At 73.6% G+C, this 14,781-nt stretch carries 24 protein-coding genes; 20 read left to right on the plus strand and 4 right to left on the minus strand.

The window, feature by feature from the left end; all coding sequences use genetic code 11:
- Positions 1-79: 79 nt before the first annotated feature.
- From ABZW14_RS11585 to ABZW14_RS11600, 4 genes are all read right to left on the minus strand, one after another.
- Positions 80-493: an Asp23/Gls24 family envelope stress response protein gene (locus tag ABZW14_RS11585; protein WP_355343621.1), complete on the minus strand. Its 414-nt coding sequence runs from the start codon at positions 491-493 to the stop codon at positions 80-82.
- An 85-nt stretch (positions 494-578) separates the two neighbouring features.
- Positions 579-1,583 (minus strand): methylmalonyl Co-A mutase-associated GTPase MeaB, encoded by a 1,005-nt coding sequence (meaB, locus tag ABZW14_RS11590; protein ID WP_355343624.1) that lies wholly within the window; start codon positions 1,581-1,583, stop codon positions 579-581.
- A gap of 2 nt (positions 1,584-1,585) precedes the next feature.
- On the minus strand, positions 1,586-2,779 hold the full coding sequence (locus tag ABZW14_RS11595) for an acetyl-CoA C-acetyltransferase (RefSeq protein WP_355343627.1): 1,194 nt from the start codon (positions 2,777-2,779) through the stop codon (positions 1,586-1,588).
- A gap of 32 nt (positions 2,780-2,811) precedes the next feature.
- Complete coding sequence (locus ABZW14_RS11600; protein WP_355343630.1) at positions 2,812-3,072, minus strand: helix-turn-helix transcriptional regulator; 261 nt, start codon at positions 3,070-3,072, stop codon at positions 2,812-2,814.
- Between the two features lie 123 nt (positions 3,073-3,195).
- On the opposite strand from ABZW14_RS11600, the gene ABZW14_RS11605 reads away from it, so the two are divergent.
- The 20 genes from ABZW14_RS11605 to ABZW14_RS11700 all read left to right on the plus strand — a co-directional run bounded on the left by ABZW14_RS11605 (position 3,196) and on the right by ABZW14_RS11700 (position 14,780).
- Positions 3,196-3,423, plus strand: coding sequence for a helix-turn-helix transcriptional regulator (locus tag ABZW14_RS11605; protein WP_355343633.1), 228 nt, complete (start codon positions 3,196-3,198; stop codon positions 3,421-3,423).
- 137 nt (positions 3,424-3,560) lie between these two features.
- On the plus strand, positions 3,561-4,757 hold the full coding sequence (locus ABZW14_RS11610) for a DUF932 domain-containing protein (RefSeq protein ID WP_355343636.1): 1,197 nt from the start codon (positions 3,561-3,563) through the stop codon (positions 4,755-4,757).
- 118 nt (positions 4,758-4,875) lie between these two features.
- A complete protein-coding gene (locus ABZW14_RS11615) occupies positions 4,876-6,330 on the plus strand; it encodes a hypothetical protein (RefSeq protein WP_355343639.1) in 1,455 nt (484 codons plus the stop codon).
- A 75-nt stretch (positions 6,331-6,405) separates the two neighbouring features.
- Positions 6,406-6,717, plus strand: coding sequence for a hypothetical protein (locus tag ABZW14_RS11620; RefSeq protein WP_355343642.1), 312 nt, complete (start codon positions 6,406-6,408; stop codon positions 6,715-6,717).
- The gene (locus ABZW14_RS11625; protein WP_355343645.1) at positions 6,714-7,058 is read left to right on the plus strand and encodes a hypothetical protein; all 345 of its coding nucleotides are present in this window, start codon (positions 6,714-6,716) and stop codon (positions 7,056-7,058) included. The genes ABZW14_RS11620 and ABZW14_RS11625 overlap by 4 nt, the downstream gene beginning before the upstream one ends.
- Positions 7,055-7,339, plus strand: a complete 285-nt coding sequence (locus tag ABZW14_RS11630; RefSeq protein WP_355343648.1) for a hypothetical protein — start codon at positions 7,055-7,057, stop codon at positions 7,337-7,339. Before ABZW14_RS11625 ends, ABZW14_RS11630 begins: the two co-directional genes overlap by 4 nt.
- Before the next feature lie 80 nt (positions 7,340-7,419).
- Positions 7,420-8,490: a YqaJ viral recombinase family protein gene (locus ABZW14_RS11635; protein ID WP_355343651.1), complete on the plus strand. Its 1,071-nt coding sequence runs from the start codon at positions 7,420-7,422 to the stop codon at positions 8,488-8,490.
- A gap of 141 nt (positions 8,491-8,631) precedes the next feature.
- Entirely contained in the window at positions 8,632-8,844 is a 213-nt protein-coding gene (locus ABZW14_RS11640; protein WP_355343654.1) for a hypothetical protein, read from the plus strand.
- Positions 8,834-9,760: a recombinase RecT gene (locus tag ABZW14_RS11645; protein ID WP_355343657.1), complete on the plus strand. Its 927-nt coding sequence runs from the start codon at positions 8,834-8,836 to the stop codon at positions 9,758-9,760. Before ABZW14_RS11640 ends, ABZW14_RS11645 begins: the two co-directional genes overlap by 11 nt.
- Entirely contained in the window at positions 9,760-9,972 is a 213-nt protein-coding gene (locus tag ABZW14_RS11650; RefSeq protein WP_355343660.1) for a hypothetical protein, read from the plus strand. Before ABZW14_RS11645 ends, ABZW14_RS11650 begins: the two co-directional genes overlap by 1 nt.
- Positions 9,969-10,247, plus strand: a complete 279-nt coding sequence (locus tag ABZW14_RS11655; RefSeq protein ID WP_355343663.1) for a hypothetical protein — start codon at positions 9,969-9,971, stop codon at positions 10,245-10,247. Before ABZW14_RS11650 ends, ABZW14_RS11655 begins: the two co-directional genes overlap by 4 nt.
- A gap of 142 nt (positions 10,248-10,389) precedes the next feature.
- The gene (locus ABZW14_RS11660; RefSeq protein WP_355343666.1) at positions 10,390-10,569 is read left to right on the plus strand and encodes a hypothetical protein; all 180 of its coding nucleotides are present in this window, start codon (positions 10,390-10,392) and stop codon (positions 10,567-10,569) included.
- A complete protein-coding gene (locus ABZW14_RS11665) occupies positions 10,566-11,135 on the plus strand; it encodes a crossover junction endodeoxyribonuclease RuvC (RefSeq protein ID WP_355343669.1) in 570 nt (189 codons plus the stop codon). Before ABZW14_RS11660 ends, ABZW14_RS11665 begins: the two co-directional genes overlap by 4 nt.
- The gene (locus ABZW14_RS11670) at positions 11,132-11,557 is read left to right on the plus strand and encodes a hypothetical protein (RefSeq protein WP_355343672.1); all 426 of its coding nucleotides are present in this window, start codon (positions 11,132-11,134) and stop codon (positions 11,555-11,557) included. Before ABZW14_RS11665 ends, ABZW14_RS11670 begins: the two co-directional genes overlap by 4 nt.
- Positions 11,554-11,970 carry a hypothetical protein gene (locus tag ABZW14_RS11675; protein WP_355343675.1) on the plus strand — a complete coding sequence of 139 codons (417 nt, stop codon included), beginning with the start codon at positions 11,554-11,556 and terminating at the stop codon, positions 11,968-11,970. Before ABZW14_RS11670 ends, ABZW14_RS11675 begins: the two co-directional genes overlap by 4 nt.
- A complete protein-coding gene (locus ABZW14_RS11680) occupies positions 11,970-12,293 on the plus strand; it encodes a hypothetical protein (protein WP_355343677.1) in 324 nt (107 codons plus the stop codon). Before ABZW14_RS11675 ends, ABZW14_RS11680 begins: the two co-directional genes overlap by 1 nt.
- 566 nt (positions 12,294-12,859) lie before the next feature.
- On the plus strand, positions 12,860-13,276 hold the full coding sequence (locus ABZW14_RS11685) for a hypothetical protein (RefSeq protein ID WP_355343680.1): 417 nt from the start codon (positions 12,860-12,862) through the stop codon (positions 13,274-13,276).
- Positions 13,273-13,761, plus strand: a complete 489-nt coding sequence (locus ABZW14_RS11690) for a hypothetical protein (protein WP_355343683.1) — start codon at positions 13,273-13,275, stop codon at positions 13,759-13,761. Before ABZW14_RS11685 ends, ABZW14_RS11690 begins: the two co-directional genes overlap by 4 nt.
- Positions 13,758-14,456, plus strand: a complete 699-nt coding sequence (locus tag ABZW14_RS11695; protein ID WP_355343686.1) for a hypothetical protein — start codon at positions 13,758-13,760, stop codon at positions 14,454-14,456. The genes ABZW14_RS11690 and ABZW14_RS11695 overlap by 4 nt, the downstream gene beginning before the upstream one ends.
- A 9-nt stretch (positions 14,457-14,465) precedes the next feature.
- Entirely contained in the window at positions 14,466-14,780 is a 315-nt protein-coding gene (locus ABZW14_RS11700; protein WP_355343692.1) for a hypothetical protein, read from the plus strand.
- The last annotated feature ends 1 nt before the right edge of the window (position 14,781 follow it).

A 14,781-nucleotide genomic window follows, 5' to 3' on the forward strand; every position in this document is an offset into this window, starting at 1 on the left:
GAGTCCTCAGACTGAAGACCGAGTGTAGAACGCCTGCCTGAACGATCGCTAAGTCTGCGCCTACCGGCCGGTAACCAGGTCAGGCCGAGGGGGCCACCGGCCCGCCCAGCGCCACGTCGTCGACCCGGATGTTGATCTCGTCGACCCGCAGCCCGTACGCCTCGACCGCCGCGGTCACCGCGACGCGGACCGCCTCGGTCACCTCGGGCACCGGCCGGCCACCGCCGATCACGATGACCAGGTTGACCACGGCCGCGCCGTCGGTGACGTGCGCCGAGCAGCCGCGCCGGGCGTCGCCGACCTGGTCCAGCCCGACCCGGTCCAGCACCGCGTTGAAGAAGCGGGCCACGTCGCCGCCCAGCTCGGCCACCCCGGGCACCGACTTCGCGGCGGCCACCGCGATCTTCTCCACCACCTCGTCGGAGACGTGCGTCGCACCGCCCGCCACCGCGCTCGGGGTCACCGACAGCTCCTGGGTCGCCTCGTCAGCCATGCTCTCCCACCACAGACGCGCACCGCCCCACGGATCCGTGCGGCGGTGCGAGCGTACTAGGCGGGAGTGCTCCGCAGTGGACCCGTCAGGCGCCGAGCTGGGCCAGCAGCTCACCGGCCGCCGCGTACGGGTCGATGGCGCCCTCGGCGACCTTGGCCGCGAGGGTCGGCAGCTGCGTACCGTCGCGCAGCGAGCCGATCCGGTCCCGCAGGGTGCCCAGCGCGATCGCCTCGATCTCGGCGGCGGCCCGCGCCTCCCGGCGGCGGCGCAGCTCGCCGTGGCGCTCCAGCCAGTCCCGGTGCTTGTCGATGGCGGCGGCGATGTCGTCGATGCCCTCGCCACGTGCGGCGATGGAGCGGACCACCTGCGGCCGCCACTCGCCCGGCCCGCGCTCGCCCAGTGCGATCATGCCCTGGATGTCGCGCACCGTGGCGTCGGCGCCGTCCCGGTCGGCCTTGTTGACCACGAAGACGTCGGCGATCTCCAGGATGCCGGCCTTGACGGCCTGGATCGCGTCGCCCATGCCCGGAGCCAGCAGCACCAGCGTGGTGTCGGCCAGCGAGGCCACCTCGACCTCGGCCTGGCCGACGCCGACGGTCTCGACCAGCACCACGTCGCAGCCGGCACCCTCCAGCACCCGCACGGCCTGCGGGGTGGCGGCGGAGAGCCCGCCCAGGTGCCCCCGGCTGGACATCGAGCGGATGTAGACGCCGGGGTCGGTGGCGTGGTCCTGCATCCGGATCCGGTCACCGAGGATCGCCCCGCCGGTGAACGGGCTCGACGGGTCGATGGCCAGCACGCCCACCCGGTGGCCGCGCGCCCGCAGCGCCCGGACCAGCTCGTTGGTGGTGGTCGACTTGCCCACCCCGGGCGAGCCGGTCAGGCCGACCACCTGGGCGTGCCCGGCGTAGGGCGCGAGGGCCGCCGCGACCTGCGGCAGCACCTCGTCGCCGGACTCGACCAGCGTGATCAGCCGGGCCACCGCGCGGGGGTCGCCCGCGCGGGCCCGCTCGACCAGCAGGGGTACGTCCCGGCTGCGGCGCACCGAGCCGGCGGCCGCCGCCGGGACGTTCTCGACACTGTCGTTCACGGTCAGCTCTCGGCACCGTTCGGTACGTGGATGATCAGCGCGTCGCCCTGGCCACCGCCGCCGCAGAGCGCGGCCGCGCCGGTGCCGCCGCCCCGCCGCTTGAGCTCCAGCGCGAGGGTGAGCACCAGCCGGGCGCCGGACATGCCGATGGGGTGGCCGAGCGCGATGGCGCCGCCGTTGACGTTCACCTTGTCGGTGCTGACGCCGAGGTCCCGCGCGGACTGGATGCCGACCTGGGCGAACGCCTCGTTGATCTCGATGAGGTCGAGGTCGGAGACGCTGAGGCCGCCCTTCTTCAGCGCGTGCTGGATGGCGTTCGACGGCTGCGAGTGCAGCGAGTTGTCCGGGCCGGCCACGTTGCCGTGCGCGCCGATCTCGGCCAGCCAGGTGAGCCCCAGCTCCTTGGCCTTGGCCTTGCTCATCACGACCACGGCGGCGGCGCCGTCGGAGATCGGCGAGGAGCTGCCGGCGGTGATGGTGCCGTCCTTGGTGAAGGCCGGGCGGAGCTTGCCCAGCGACTCGGCGGTGGTGTCCGGCCGGATGCCCTCGTCCTCGCTGATCACCAGCGGGTCACCCTTGCGCTGCGGGATGATCACCGGGGTGATCTCGTCGGCGAAGTGGCCGTTCTTCTGCGCGGCGGCGGCGCGCTGGTGGCTGGCCGCGGCGAACGCGTCCTGCTCCTCGCGGCTGATGCCGTGCTTCGCACCGAGCCGCTCGGTGGACTCGCCCATCGAGCAGCAGTCCCAGGCGTCGGTGAGACCGTCCAGGGCCATGTGGTCCTTGATCGTCACGTCGCCGTACTTGTAGCCGGACCGCTGGCCGAGCAGCAGGTGCGGGGCGTTGGTCATCGACTCCATGCCGCCGGCCACCACGATGTCGAACTCGCCGGCCCGGATGAGCTGGTCGGCCAGGGCGATCGCGTCCAGGCCGGAGAGGCAGACCTTGTTGATGGTGAGCGCCGGAGTGGACATCGGGATGCCCGCCTCGACGGCCGCCTGGCGGGCCGGGATCTGGCCCGCGCCGGCCTGGAGCACCTGCCCCATGATCACGTACTGGACCTGGTCCGGGGCCACGCCGGCGCGCTCCAGCGCCGCCTTGATCGCGACGCCACCGAGCTTCGTCGCCGGGAGGTCCTTGAGGTTGCCCAGCAGTCGCCCCATCGGGGTCCGCGCGCCGCTGACGATCACCGAAGCCATGCCTGCCTCCGAGGGGTGCCGACGTGTACGCCTTAACGATTGTTAGGACGCACCTTATCTGCCGGGAACAGTTCGATCACGGTGACACCTAGCACATCGGCGATGCGCTCCAGGTCGTGAAGGTCGATCGTCTGGTCTCCGCTGAGGCGCCGGGACGTCCACGCCTCGCTGACCCCCAGCTCGCGCGCCAGCTTCGCTGCTGACATGCGCTGACGGCCCATTTCCGCACGGATCTCGCGAGCTACTTGCTCGCTGAGTGTGGGCTTCGCGGTGCCCACTGGCGTTGTGGTCATGCCCGCAGGTTACCCGCTACGCGAGTAAAAGTCATGCGCCATCCGGAGATAATCCGGCCCTGTCCGTGGAGAATCTTGCCCGGCTTGCTTGCACCCTTACGCTGAGCGTAAGACACTTACAACATGGCGGAGAACCTTACCCGGGCAGTGGCATCGGAGATCCGCGCCGAAATGGCGCGGCGCGAAATGACCCAGCAGGCCCTCGCCCCGCTGATCGGCATGTCGCAGCAGGCGCTGTCCCGGCGTCTGCGCGGGGAGCACCCGTTCGACACCGCCGAGCTGGAGCGCGTCGCCAACGCCCTCGGAGTCCCCGTCGCCGAGTTTCTGCCGGCCTCGGAGCGTGTGGCGTGACGCCCGCGCCGGGGCCAACCGGCCCACGCCCGACCGGGCCGGGCCCCCAGACCCCCGGGCCTGTCCGGCCCAACGGGCCTACCCCACCCACCCGGGCCGCCGAGCCCGCCACATCCCACGGAAGGGGATGACCGGAGATGACCGACACCCTGCGGCACAGCGACCTTGCCACCCTCGCTGCCGCCCTCAACGACCAGCGCACCCGCGCCCTCGACCTGGTGGTCCCCGCCCGGGATCTCACCTTCGACGGTGCGGCCCTGCGGCTGCGGGACATGGCCCCCGTCCTCGGCGACGACGGGGTCACCGACCCCAACGGCCGGTACGTGCCGACCGGCGTCGGCGACGAAGGGATCGCCGAGAAGCTGGGCATCCCGGTGCGCTACCTGCGCCGGATGCGCGCCGAGGCCCCCGACCTGTTCGACGCCAACGTCAACGGCTGGCTGTCCCGATCGACCGACTCCTACCTGGTGCGGCTCCTGCGCGGCGACGCCGACGCCGTCGAGACGCGGGGCGTGCTGCGCGCGTTCCTGTCCGACAAGTACCGGGTGATCGACAACTTCGACGTGCTGCTGGCCGCGTTGCAGGGCATCCAGCGCACCGTCGACGTGATGCCGAAGATCTCCGCCGACCTCACCGACCGGCGCATGTACGTGCGGGTCACCCACCCCGGCATCCAGGCGTACGCGCCGTCGCTGCTGGAGGGCTACCGCAGCCCGTTCGACGGCCGCGACGTCGGCCGGGGCTGGACCCCGGAGCGGGTCGCCGGCGCGGCTGGCGGCGAGGGCCACGCCATCCCGGCCGGGCAGGAGCCGATCGTGTTCGCCGGGTTCGTGATCTCCAACTCGGAGACCGGCGGCGGCGCGTTCTCGATCACCCCCCGGCTGGTCGTGAAGGTGTGCAACAACGGCATGACCATCACCGCCGACGCCCTGCGTGAGGTGCACATCGGCGGCCGGCTCGACGCCGGGGTCATCCGCTGGTCCGAGGACACCCAGCGCAAAAACCTCGACCTGGTCACCGCGCAGACCGCCGACGCGGTCGCCACGTTCCTCGACGCCGACTACGTCAAGGCGAAGGTCACCGAGTTGGAGCAGCAGGCCGGCGTCTCGGTGTCCAACCCGCAGCAGACCATCGCCGTCGTCTCCAAGCGGCTCGGGTTCACCGACCAGCAGCAGGCGACCATCCTCGACCACTTCATCCGGGGTGGGCAGGTCACCGCCGGGGGCGTCATGCAGGCCGTGACCTCGGCCGCGCAGCTGGCCGACGGGGACACCGCCTGGGACATGGAGGCCGCCGCGCTGTCCGCGCTGAGCCTCGCCGCCCAGTCCGGCTGACCCACGGGGCCGGCGACGGCCTGGCTGCCGGGCCGCCGCCGGCCCACCTCGTGGTTGTGAACCGCCACCCGGATCCCCCACCCGCCTCCTCGCAAACCTCCAAAGGACGTGATCAGAGATGACCGCCAGCACTGCCCCCGTCGAGGTCGTGTACGACCAGCTGCCCGGCCCCACCGAGGAACCGATCAGCCCTGCGCTGCTCGCCGAGGTGACCGGCATGGGCTACTCCACCGTCACCCGCCACCTGCGCGCCCTGGCCGCCGCCGGCCGCGCCGACAAGGTGGACCCGGCCGAGCGCGGCACGCCGGTGCTGTGGTTCCGGACCGCCAAGACTCCGGCCACCAACCGGCCGGAGCCCGAGCCGGAGGCGTCGACGTCCGCCGGCTCGGGCCACCAGACGCCGGCCCGTCGGGCCACCGCCGAGTTGGCGGATGGCGCACGCCCTGACGGGCCGGTCCAGCACCCGCAGTCGCGAGCGGGTGAGGCCCACGCCGGGCCTGACGCACAGGCCACCTTCCCCCGGCCTGCCGACGAAGCGGAGACGGCTACCCCCGCCGCCGACGCAGGCGACCCGGCCGGTCCGGCGGCGGTGCTTCCCTCGCCGCCGGACCAGCCGGAGCCCGACGACCCGACGCCGGTGTCCAGCGCGCCCGCCTCCGGCGACGTCGCCGAGGTGGCCGAGTGGATGCAGTCGGCCCGCCCCGTGTCCGCCGTACCGGCCCCGATGGCCGCCCCCGCCGACCGGCTCACCGAGGCCGAGGCCCGCGCCCTGACCGCCGAGATCCGCGCCCGGGTCACCGACCTGCTGCCGCTGATCAAGCAGGCGTTCACCCGCCGCGCCGACCTCGCCCTGGGCTACCAGTCGTGGGCGGCCTACTGCGACGCCGAGCTGCGCGGCCTGCGCATGCCCCTCGGGGAGCGGCAGTCCGCGACGGCGGCGCTGCACGCGGAGGGCATGTCGACCCGGGCGATCGCCGGCGCGCTGGGCACGTCCGACGCCACGGTCCGCCGGGACCTGCGCGACGCAGGCGCGACGGATCACGCACCTGAGCGAGTGGTCGGGCTGGACGGCAAGCGGTATGCGTCCAGCCGACCGATGACGGCTGCCGAGGTTGGCGACCTTGCCTCGGCAGATGCGGATGGTGAGGGGCTTTCCTCCAGGGGCCCCGCCCGAGCCTCCGCAGCCCCGGCCGCGCCTGCGGGGGCGGGCGCGGCCGGGGTCACCACCGACGCCGAGCCGGTCGACCCGTACGAGCCGGACCCGGCCGCCCGCGCCGCCTCGGTCGCCGAGGTGGCCCCCGGCTTCGTCCGGGTGATCGACGGTGAGGCCGTCGAGACGCCCGCCGTCGATGACCGGCACGACCCGGGCCCTGTGCCCGAGCCGCCCGCCCTCGACCCCGCCGTGCGCGACCGGATTGAGAACGCCCTCAACCAGGTCGAGCAGCACATCGGGGACCTGGCCACCTGGCTGTACCGGGCTGGTGACCACGGGCCGGCGTGGATCCACGCCGTGCGCAATCAGCGCCAGTCGCTGGACCAGATCATCCGCCGCCTCGACGAGGTCGACGGCTAGCACCCGGAGTGGGCGTCCGCGACGCGTGTGATTCCGGGCGCCCACACCGGCAGAGGAACCGGAAGGCATCAGGCCATGACCCAGCACCCCATTCCCCAGCCGCCCAGCACCATCCGCCGGTCCGAGCAGATCGAGCTGGAGGTGCGCCCGCCGGTGTGTGACCGGCACCCGTCCGCCACCGCCCTGGTCGTCGTGGAGTCCGGCGTGTACGCCGGCCGCTACGGGGCGACCGCCGAGTCCGGGCCCAAGGGCCGGCTGGCGTTCTGCGGGCACTGCTACGAGCAGCACCAGTTGGTGCTGGACCTGCGCGGCTGGTCGGTCATCGCCGACACCCGGCCCCGCCTGTACGCCGACGAGGACGCCCGCCGACGGGGGTGGGTGCGGTGAAGGGCACCAGCCGGCCCCGTCCGACGCGTCCGTTCACCGCACCCCGTCCCGCAGGACGGCCGACCCCGGCGCGCCAGACACATGGGGCCAAGAAGCGCGCCGGGGCGACCGCCACGGCGGCCATCGGCAGCGCCGCCGCGGTGGTGTGGCTGGCCACCCATGACCGGGTAGGGCAGGCCGGCGTCGCCACGGTGTTCATCGTCGCCTACCTGGCGGTCGAGGTGGCCCTGTTCCTGCACGGTCACCCGGCCGGACGACCCACCGCCGCCGGGCCCCTCGCCGACTACACCCCGCAAACCGTCGACCGGCACCGGCAGTGGTGGGAGGCGAGCCGGCGGTGACCGAGCAGCCCACCTACAAGACGTCGCCGTGCGGGTCGTGCCAGCGGCAGGTGATCTGGACGGTCACCGAGAACAACAAGCGGATGCCCGTCGACCCGCAGCCCACCCCTGACGGGTCGGTGGCCCTGACCGCCGACGGGGCCGACGTGCGATCCCGGGTGGTCGAGGCGAAGTTCCGGTTCGGCCGCAAGGACCTGCACCGCAGCCACTTCGCCAACTGCCCCAACGCCGCCCAGCACCGCCGCACCCGCCGAGGTGGCCGAGGTGGCCGCCGTGGCTGAGACAGCGCGCCGGGCGTGGTCTCCGGACCTGGTGGCCGCCTACGGCTACTTCTACGACCCGGACTGGGGGAACGGCCGCTATGACACGTAGCCCGAAGACGGTGGTGCCGCTGTCCAACGGGGACGCGAAGCGGGCGGTGGCCCGGTTCGGCCGGTCCCCGCGCACGGCGGCCGTGCCGCTGCTGCCCGCCGACGTCGATGAGGCGACCTGGCTGGCCGCCCGGCGGGCCGGACCGGACGGCTACCGGGTCGGCGCGTCGGAGATGGCCGCCGTGCTGGGGATCTCCCCGTGGGCGTCCCCGTTCTCCCTGTGGTGGGCCAAGCAGGACGGGTGGGAGGCCGAGGAAACCACCCGCCGGCAGCGCTACGGACACGCGGTGGAGGACGGCATCGCCGGGCTGTTCGCCGAGGACCGGCCGGAGCTGCTGGTGGTGCGGCCCGGCGCGGGCCTGTGGGGCCACCCCGTCGAGCGGTGGCTGGTGGCCACCCCCGACTTCCTCGCGGTCGCCGGCGACGTCGACCCGGGCTGGCGTGACGAAGGCACCGGCCTCACGTCCGGCCCCCTGCCCGGGGTGCACGTCGAGCCGGTCGAGTGCAAGTCGGACAAGGGCGGCAGCGGGTGGGGCAAGCCCGGCACCGACCAGGTGCCCCCGCACCACCGGGTGCAGCTGCTGATCCAGTGCGAAATCCTCGGCGCCCCGCGCGGCTGGCTGGTCCGCGAAGAGCACGCCTACCGGGTCGAGTACGACGACGCGGCCCGCGCCGAGATGGCGCACTGGCTGGTCGAGGGCCGGGCGTTCGTCGCCGGGCTGGAGGCCGGGGTCACCCCGGACATCGACGCCCACGAGGCCACCACCGCCACCCTCACCCGGCTGCACCCGGCCGTCGACGAAGACACCGAAGAGGTCCTGCCCGCCGACCTCGCCCAGGCGTACCAGCGGGCCCACGACGACCTCGACCACGCCAAGGCCCGCGCCCGGGAGGTCGAAAACCGGGTGCGGGACCGGATGGGCCGCGCCCAGCACGCCCTCGACCCCGACGGGCGGCGCATCGCCCAACGGCTGGTCTACAAGCGCCGCGCCTACGAGGTGCCCGCCGGAATGGTCGACCAGCTGCGCCGCAAGCAGACACCGACACGGAAGGAGCCGTGATGAACGAGCACAAGCCCTACCAGCCCGAGGGACGCCACCGCCGACCACGGCGGGCGACCCGAAAGGAACGCCACCAGCTGGCGCAGCTGCGCCGCCTGCGCACCTCGACCGACGCGGCCACCGCGAGGGGCGGTGACCGCCATGGAGACCGACGCGCCGCGTGAGCCGGTGCGGGTGCACCTGGTGGTCGAGCTGGAGCAGCTGGGCCCGGTCGGCAAGCACCGGTCGACGGTGGTGACGGCGCTGATGAAGTCGCTGCGCGCCACCCGGCTGGTGTGGGCCGGCACCGATTTCAAGCAGACGGCCTACAAGGTCGTCTCGATCGAGGAAGAGGTGGCCACCTGTGGCCGGTGAGACGAAGACGGGCGGCGAGGTCGCGGTCAAGAAGAAGGGCACCCTGTCTGACTTCATCGCCAGCTACGAAGGCGACTTCGCCGCGGTGGTGCCCCGGCACGTCAACGTGGAGGCGTTCGTGGGCCTGGCCGCCGCGTACGTGCGCCGCGACCAGTTCCTGCGGGCGGCGGCGAACGTCAACCCGGCGTCGCTGATCCTGGCGCTGCGCGAGTGCGCCGTGCTGGGCCACGTGCCGGTGCCGAAGACGTTCGCGCTGACCGCGTTCAACGACAAGAACGCCCCGGGCGGCAAGACGATCGTCGGGATCGAGACCTACCACGGCGTCATCGAGCGGATGTACCGGGCCGGCGGGGTGCAGGCCGTGCACGTGGAGGTGGGCCGGGACAAGGATCCGGTGCTGCGGTGGAACCCGACCCGGATGCGGCTGCCTGACCACGAGTTCGACGAGTTCGCCGCGCCGGAGGACCGCGGCCCGCTGAAGGCGGTGTACGCGTGGGCGACGTTGATGGGCGGCGCCACCTCGCAGGTGGTGTGGCTGAACCGGCACGAGATCACCCGGATCCGCGCCATGTCCGCCTCGGCGCGCAAGGCCGGCGGCGGCAACTTCTGGGGGCCGCCGTGGCCGGAAGAGGGTCCGAACACGGTGCCGATGTGGAAGAAGTCGGCGCTGCACCGGCTGGAGACGTTCGTGCCCACCTCGGCGGAGTACCGGTGGCAGATCGCGTCGTCGGAGGCCGGCGCGTCGACCGGCTTCGTGGGGATCCCGGACCGTCCGGCTCGCGAGTTCGGCCCCTCCCCGGACGACGTGGTCGACGCCGAGCTGGTCGACGACCCGCCCCCGCCGCCGGGTGACCCGGGCCGCCGGGAGTGGGACGACGTGCAGACCGCGCAGCCCGGATCGGGGGTGAAGCCCTGATGGAGGACTGGACCGTCGAGGACGCCTACGGGCAGACCCGCACCTTCGTCGACAAGGGACCGGCGTGCGCGTACGCCGTCCGCAACGCCCGCGCCGACAAGGCGACCGTCGTGGTCGCCCCGAACGGCGAACGCACGCTGGTGCTGCGCATCGACCCGCAGGTGGAGGTCGTCACGCTGCGCCGCCTGGCCGGAGGGGGGACCACGGCGTGACCGACCGCAGCAACATCGAACCCCGGCAGCTGGCCTACCTCGACCAGCTGAAGGCCGAGGTGGCCGACCTGGTGCGGCGGGTCCACGCCCACCAGGACGGCACCTGCACCTACCCGCCGGGCACCTGCCCCGGCAGCGCTGTCCTGCTGTACGTCGCGTCGGCGGGCCACGGGCACGACATCAACCTGCTCGCCGCCGCGCTGCTGGTCGTCGACGACCGGGACCGGACGATCGCCGAGCTGCGCGCCCAGCTGACCGGAAGGGCGGCCGCATGAAGGCGCGGATGTGCTGCCGGTGCGGGTCCGAGGTGGCACCGCTGGTCGCCTCGCGGCGCAGCGACGGGAAGTGGGTGTGCGTCAACGGCGCCGCCTGCCGCCGCCGCGTGCACCGCAAGGACATCAGGAAGAGGCGGCAGCGGTGAGGGAACTACGCGTGGACGGCGGGTCCGTCACCTCGACCCGGCAGCAGCGGGTCGGCCGCACCCGCAACTGGCCGGCGAACCTCGGGTGGGCCCGCCACGGCTGGAGCGGCCGTCGCTGCGGCCTGGCGCTGCGGCTCGGTAACCGCACCTGGTGGTTCTCGGTGAGGCCGCGATGACCGTGACCACCATCATCGGCATCGACGCCGCCCTGTCGGCCACCGGCGTCGCGGTGTGGCGTGACGGCCGGTTCTACCTCGACACCATCCACACCAGCCCGGAGACGACGCCGCGGCCGGCCCGGTGGCGGCAGATCACCGCCCCGATCTGGCCGTGCATCACCACCAACACCCTCGCCGTGGTCGAGGCGGTGTTCCAAGGCGCGAAGGGCGACACCGCGCTGCGGCTGGCCGAGCTGCACGGCGTCATCCTCGACGGCCTCTACGGGCGGGGCGTGCCCTACGTGGTCGTCAACGACAAGCAGGTGAAGAAGTACGCCACGAACAGCGGGGCGGCGGACAAGGCGCTGATGCTGGCCACCGCCCGCAGCCAGCTACGCCACGTCGCCTACCCGAACGACGACAACCAGGCCGACGCTCTGTGGCTGCTGGCCATGGGACTGCACCGCTACGGGCAGCGGCTGCTGCCCGGCCCCGCCGCCCGCTGGCGCACCAAGGTCCTCGGCGACCTCGACTGGCCCCGCGACTGGCACCTCAACCCGGACAGGAAGGACCTGACCTCATGACCGCTGTCACCATCTCCGGCACGTTCAACAAGGACGAACGGCCCAACAACGGCCTGGAGACCATCGCCGAGGACCTGATCGGCAACCAGCTGGGCCGGCACGTGGTCGTCGGCATCGTCCAGTTCGCCGGCGCGAGCATGGCCGGACCCAACGAACCGCTGGTGCCCCGGGTCAAGTTCCTGGCCATCGAGCCGCTGACCGCCGACGCCGCCGACCAGGGCCGGCAGATCCTCGACCAGGCCCGCAAGCTGCGCGGCCTCGGCCTGATCGCCGAGACGCTGTTCGACGCCGCCGCCGACCCGGTCGACCAGGCCGACGACGCCGGGCCGGCCGCCTCCGGGGAGCCGATCATCCCCGGCACCGGCGATGACGGCCCGGTGTCGGAGCGCAAGCGTGACGAGTGGCTGGACGACCAGAAGTGACCGCCGCCGCCCGCATCGCGACCGTGCTGGTGTCGGCCGGCACGTTCGCCGTCGCCGCCCGCCTCGACCTCGGCGCGGTCGCCGGCACCGGCACCGGCCGGGAGTCGATCGTCGACGACTGGTCAGTCCGGCCCGTGCACGGCCGGCCGGTGTCGGTGCTGGTGGTGCGCACGCCCGGCCGGTACACGCTGACCATCGCGCACCTGCTCGACTTCGCGCTGGTGCACCAGCTGGACGTGACCACCGACCAGCAGGCCCGGGAGGCCGCCCGGCACCTGATCCGCGCGGTGGTCAACGGGGTGGTGCCGGCGGAGCCGCGCACCCCGGATGAGTTGGCCACCTGGCGGGTGGCCGCCACGACCATCGCGCGGATCGTCGCCCGGACCTGGCCCGAGCAGCCGAGGGGACGGTGATGCCCACCCAGGAGACGCTGCCCGGCACGGCCCAGCCCGCCCGTGACCGTGGGCTGTGGGCGCGGTTCGTCGACGCCGACGGGCTGATCATCCACAGCCTGTGGATGCGCGCCTGTGCAGAGCAGACGTACGTCGGCACCTGCCGCCGCTGCGGCGACCACCTGCGGCCGGAACGGCCGATGCAGGTGACCGCCACCAGGCAGGACTACGAGGCCCGCTGCGTGCGCCCCATCGGAACGTGCGGGTGGACGTGCAACGCCCCGGGCGGGCGGGTGTTCCGCGGGTCGAGCAGGGACAGGGAACGGACCAAGGGGGACCGATGATGGGGGCGGGGAACGTCAAGCTGGTGTACCGGCGGTGGGGGCACCTGCCCGCGGCCCCGTTCCGGCTGCTCTGCTACATCGCCGTCACCGTCCCCGACAGGGAGGACCGGCCGCGCTGCGAGCTAAGCCGGGAAGCCCTCGCCTACGGCCTCGGCTACCCCGCGCTGGACGCCAAGGCCGACCGGGCGGTGACCCGCGCCGTTTCGTCACTGACCGTAGCGGGGGCGCTGAGTCAGGCGCAGGCCCGCGCCCCCGGCCGGCGCGCCCACTACTGGGTAGAGCTGTCGATGGATCACCAGACAGATCCGTCCCCTGATCCGAAGACGTCGACCGATGGAACACCAGACGAATCTGTCGGGTGTGACGGTGCCGGTCGGTCGATGGAACAGCGGACAGATCTGTCCGCGACACCCGACAGATCTGTCCGGTGTTCGGCCGCCGCCACTGTTCTACCTACCTCAGGACAAGAACAACAGGACCAAGTACGCACGGGCGCGGCCTCCGAACCCGACCCGCCGCCACCGTCACCACAACCGCAACTGCGCGCCATCCCGGGAGGTGGCCACGTGTCCCGTAAACCCGCATCCGACCAGCCGGCCCTGTGGCCCGCGCCGGTGCCCGACCCGCCGGCCGTCGCCGAGGGTGACAGCACACGGGCGGTCACCGCACAGACCATCGTCGGCGAATGGCTCGACCGCTGCCGCAGGCGCCCACCCCGGCAGGTCGTCGGGCAGGTCGCCAAGCACATCCGCGAGATGCTGACCGAGGGCATCGACCCCGACGATATCCGGCGCGGCACCGCCGCGTGGATGGCCAAGGGCCTGCACCCCGCCGCCCTGCCCTCGGTGGTCAACGAGGTCATGAACCGCGGCCCCCTCCCGCCGACGGACCGGCCCTCCACCACCGACGCGCGGGTGGCCGCCACCCTCGCCCTCGGCGCGAAACTCCAGGCCGCCCACGAGCGGGAGGCGGTCGGGCGATGACCCTCGACGAAGCCGCCGCCGTGCTGGCCAAGGCCCAGGCGTACGACCGGCGCACCGTCGGCGAAGCCGACATCCGCGCCTGGCAGGAAGCCCTGGCCGACGTCGCCCTGGCCGACGCCCTCGCCGCCGTCACCGCCCACTACCGCGACTCCACCGACTGGCTGATGCCCGCCCACGTGCGCGCCCGCGTTGCCCAAGCGCACGCCGCCCGGCAGCAGGCCGAACGCGACGCCGCCCACGACCGGTTCGCCGAGCTACAGGCGGCGCAGCCCACACCCACCCGCAGCTTCGGCACCGTCCGGGAGCTGCTGGACAGCCTTGGCGTGGAGCTGCGCCCCGGCCGGCCCGAGGTGTTCCACCGGGCCGAGTGGGTGCGGCACGCCCGCCCTCGGCAGCACACCGCCGAGGACACACCCAACCCGCACTACCAGGGCCCGCCACCACCCGGCGGCTGGCCGATCCCCACCGAGGACGACGCATCATGACCCACCACGACGACGCCACCTGGCGCGCGATCGCCGCCGGCCGACCCGGCTACGCAACCTACCGCGACACCAAGCCCGGCAACCCCAACCCCTGGCGGCAGCCCACCCTCGACGGCCCGCCCCGCCCCGCCCGCCCCCTCACCTGGCGGCCGCCGCGCCTGGACACCTTCGGCCTGCCGCGCCTGCCGGAGCCGGAGATCCCCGACCTGCTGCCACCTGCGGCGGCCCACCTGGTCGACGCGGTCACCACCTGGCGGGGCCTCGGCGAGATGATCGCCCGTGTCGAGATGCACCCCGCCGCCTGGCAGGTCCTGCACGACAGCCACGCGGACCCGCGCCCACCGGACCGCCCGACCGGCCGGGACCAGCTGGCCGGCGTCCCGGTCACCGTCAACCCGGACCTGCCGGTCGGGGGCTGGCGGGCGATCAGCACCGGCGGCGTGGTCCTGTCCCAGGGCCACATCCGACCGACTGGACCTGACCCGCTGAGAAGCCCTCAGACGCCGCCACCGGCCGCCCCCACCCCGACACCCACGCCCGAACCTGACGACGCGCCCAGCGATGCCACGCCCGCCGCGCCGCCCGCCTCCACCCCGATGGCCACCGGCCCCGACGAAGGCGGGCAGGGCACCGGCCGGCGGCGCCTCGACCCCGGATCACCCTGGCGGTGGCTGCGCGCCATCAGCCCGTTCTAGGAGATCTCCATGCCCGCCACCACCGACCCCGCCGCCCGCCGCCGCCACACCGGCCGCAGCATGGGCGACACCACCCTGGCCGACGACGTGCGCCGCGCCGCCTTCCACGTCGACCGCGCCGCCCGCAACCTCCACGCCCTGACCGGCGACCCGCTGTGGCGGCCCAAGGTCCTCACCGGCCCGACCCTGGCCGACCTGCGCGACGCCCGCGACCGGCTCGACGCCGTCCTGCGGCAGGCCGAGCCCCGTCACCTCCCCGCCACGCCCGCCCCAGACCCGCAGGTCTGGGTGGCCACGGAGAGCGTCAACCAGGCGGAGGGCTGAC

The sequence above is a fragment of the Micromonospora sp. NPDC004551 genome (genome assembly GCF_040609975.1).
GTDB lineage: Bacteria > Actinomycetota > Actinomycetes > Mycobacteriales > Micromonosporaceae > Micromonospora.

What these genes read in the sequence shown, in the direction of transcription:
- ABZW14_RS11585 (WP_355343621.1), bottom strand. Translation starts at nt 493, where the DNA reads ATGGCTGACGAGGCGACCCAGGAGCTGTCGGTGACCCCGAGCGCGGTG.
- ABZW14_RS11595 (WP_355343627.1), bottom strand. Translation starts at nt 2,779, where the DNA reads ATGGCTTCGGTGATCGTCAGCGGCGCGCGGACCCCGATGGGGCGACTG.
- ABZW14_RS11600 (WP_355343630.1), bottom strand. Translation starts at nt 3,072, where the DNA reads ATGACCACAACGCCAGTGGGCACCGCGAAGCCCACACTCAGCGAGCAA.
- ABZW14_RS11605 (WP_355343633.1), top strand. Translation starts at nt 3,196, where the DNA reads ATGGCGGAGAACCTTACCCGGGCAGTGGCATCGGAGATCCGCGCCGAA.
- ABZW14_RS11610 (WP_355343636.1), top strand. Translation starts at nt 3,561, where the DNA reads ATGACCGACACCCTGCGGCACAGCGACCTTGCCACCCTCGCTGCCGCC.
- ABZW14_RS11615 (WP_355343639.1), top strand. Translation starts at nt 4,876, where the DNA reads ATGACCGCCAGCACTGCCCCCGTCGAGGTCGTGTACGACCAGCTGCCC.
- ABZW14_RS11620 (WP_355343642.1), top strand. Translation starts at nt 6,406, where the DNA reads ATGACCCAGCACCCCATTCCCCAGCCGCCCAGCACCATCCGCCGGTCC.
- ABZW14_RS11635 (WP_355343651.1), top strand. Translation starts at nt 7,420, where the DNA reads ATGACACGTAGCCCGAAGACGGTGGTGCCGCTGTCCAACGGGGACGCG.
- ABZW14_RS11640 (WP_355343654.1), top strand. Translation starts at nt 8,632, where the DNA reads ATGGAGACCGACGCGCCGCGTGAGCCGGTGCGGGTGCACCTGGTGGTC.
- ABZW14_RS11650 (WP_355343660.1), top strand. Translation starts at nt 9,760, where the DNA reads ATGGAGGACTGGACCGTCGAGGACGCCTACGGGCAGACCCGCACCTTC.
- ABZW14_RS11665 (WP_355343669.1), top strand. Translation starts at nt 10,566, where the DNA reads ATGACCGTGACCACCATCATCGGCATCGACGCCGCCCTGTCGGCCACC.
- ABZW14_RS11670 (WP_355343672.1), top strand. Translation starts at nt 11,132, where the DNA reads ATGACCGCTGTCACCATCTCCGGCACGTTCAACAAGGACGAACGGCCC.
- ABZW14_RS11680 (WP_355343677.1), top strand. Translation starts at nt 11,970, where the DNA reads ATGCCCACCCAGGAGACGCTGCCCGGCACGGCCCAGCCCGCCCGTGAC.
- ABZW14_RS11690 (WP_355343683.1), top strand. Translation starts at nt 13,273, where the DNA reads ATGACCCTCGACGAAGCCGCCGCCGTGCTGGCCAAGGCCCAGGCGTAC.
- ABZW14_RS11695 (WP_355343686.1), top strand. Translation starts at nt 13,758, where the DNA reads ATGACCCACCACGACGACGCCACCTGGCGCGCGATCGCCGCCGGCCGA.
- ABZW14_RS11700 (WP_355343692.1), top strand. Translation starts at nt 14,466, where the DNA reads ATGCCCGCCACCACCGACCCCGCCGCCCGCCGCCGCCACACCGGCCGC.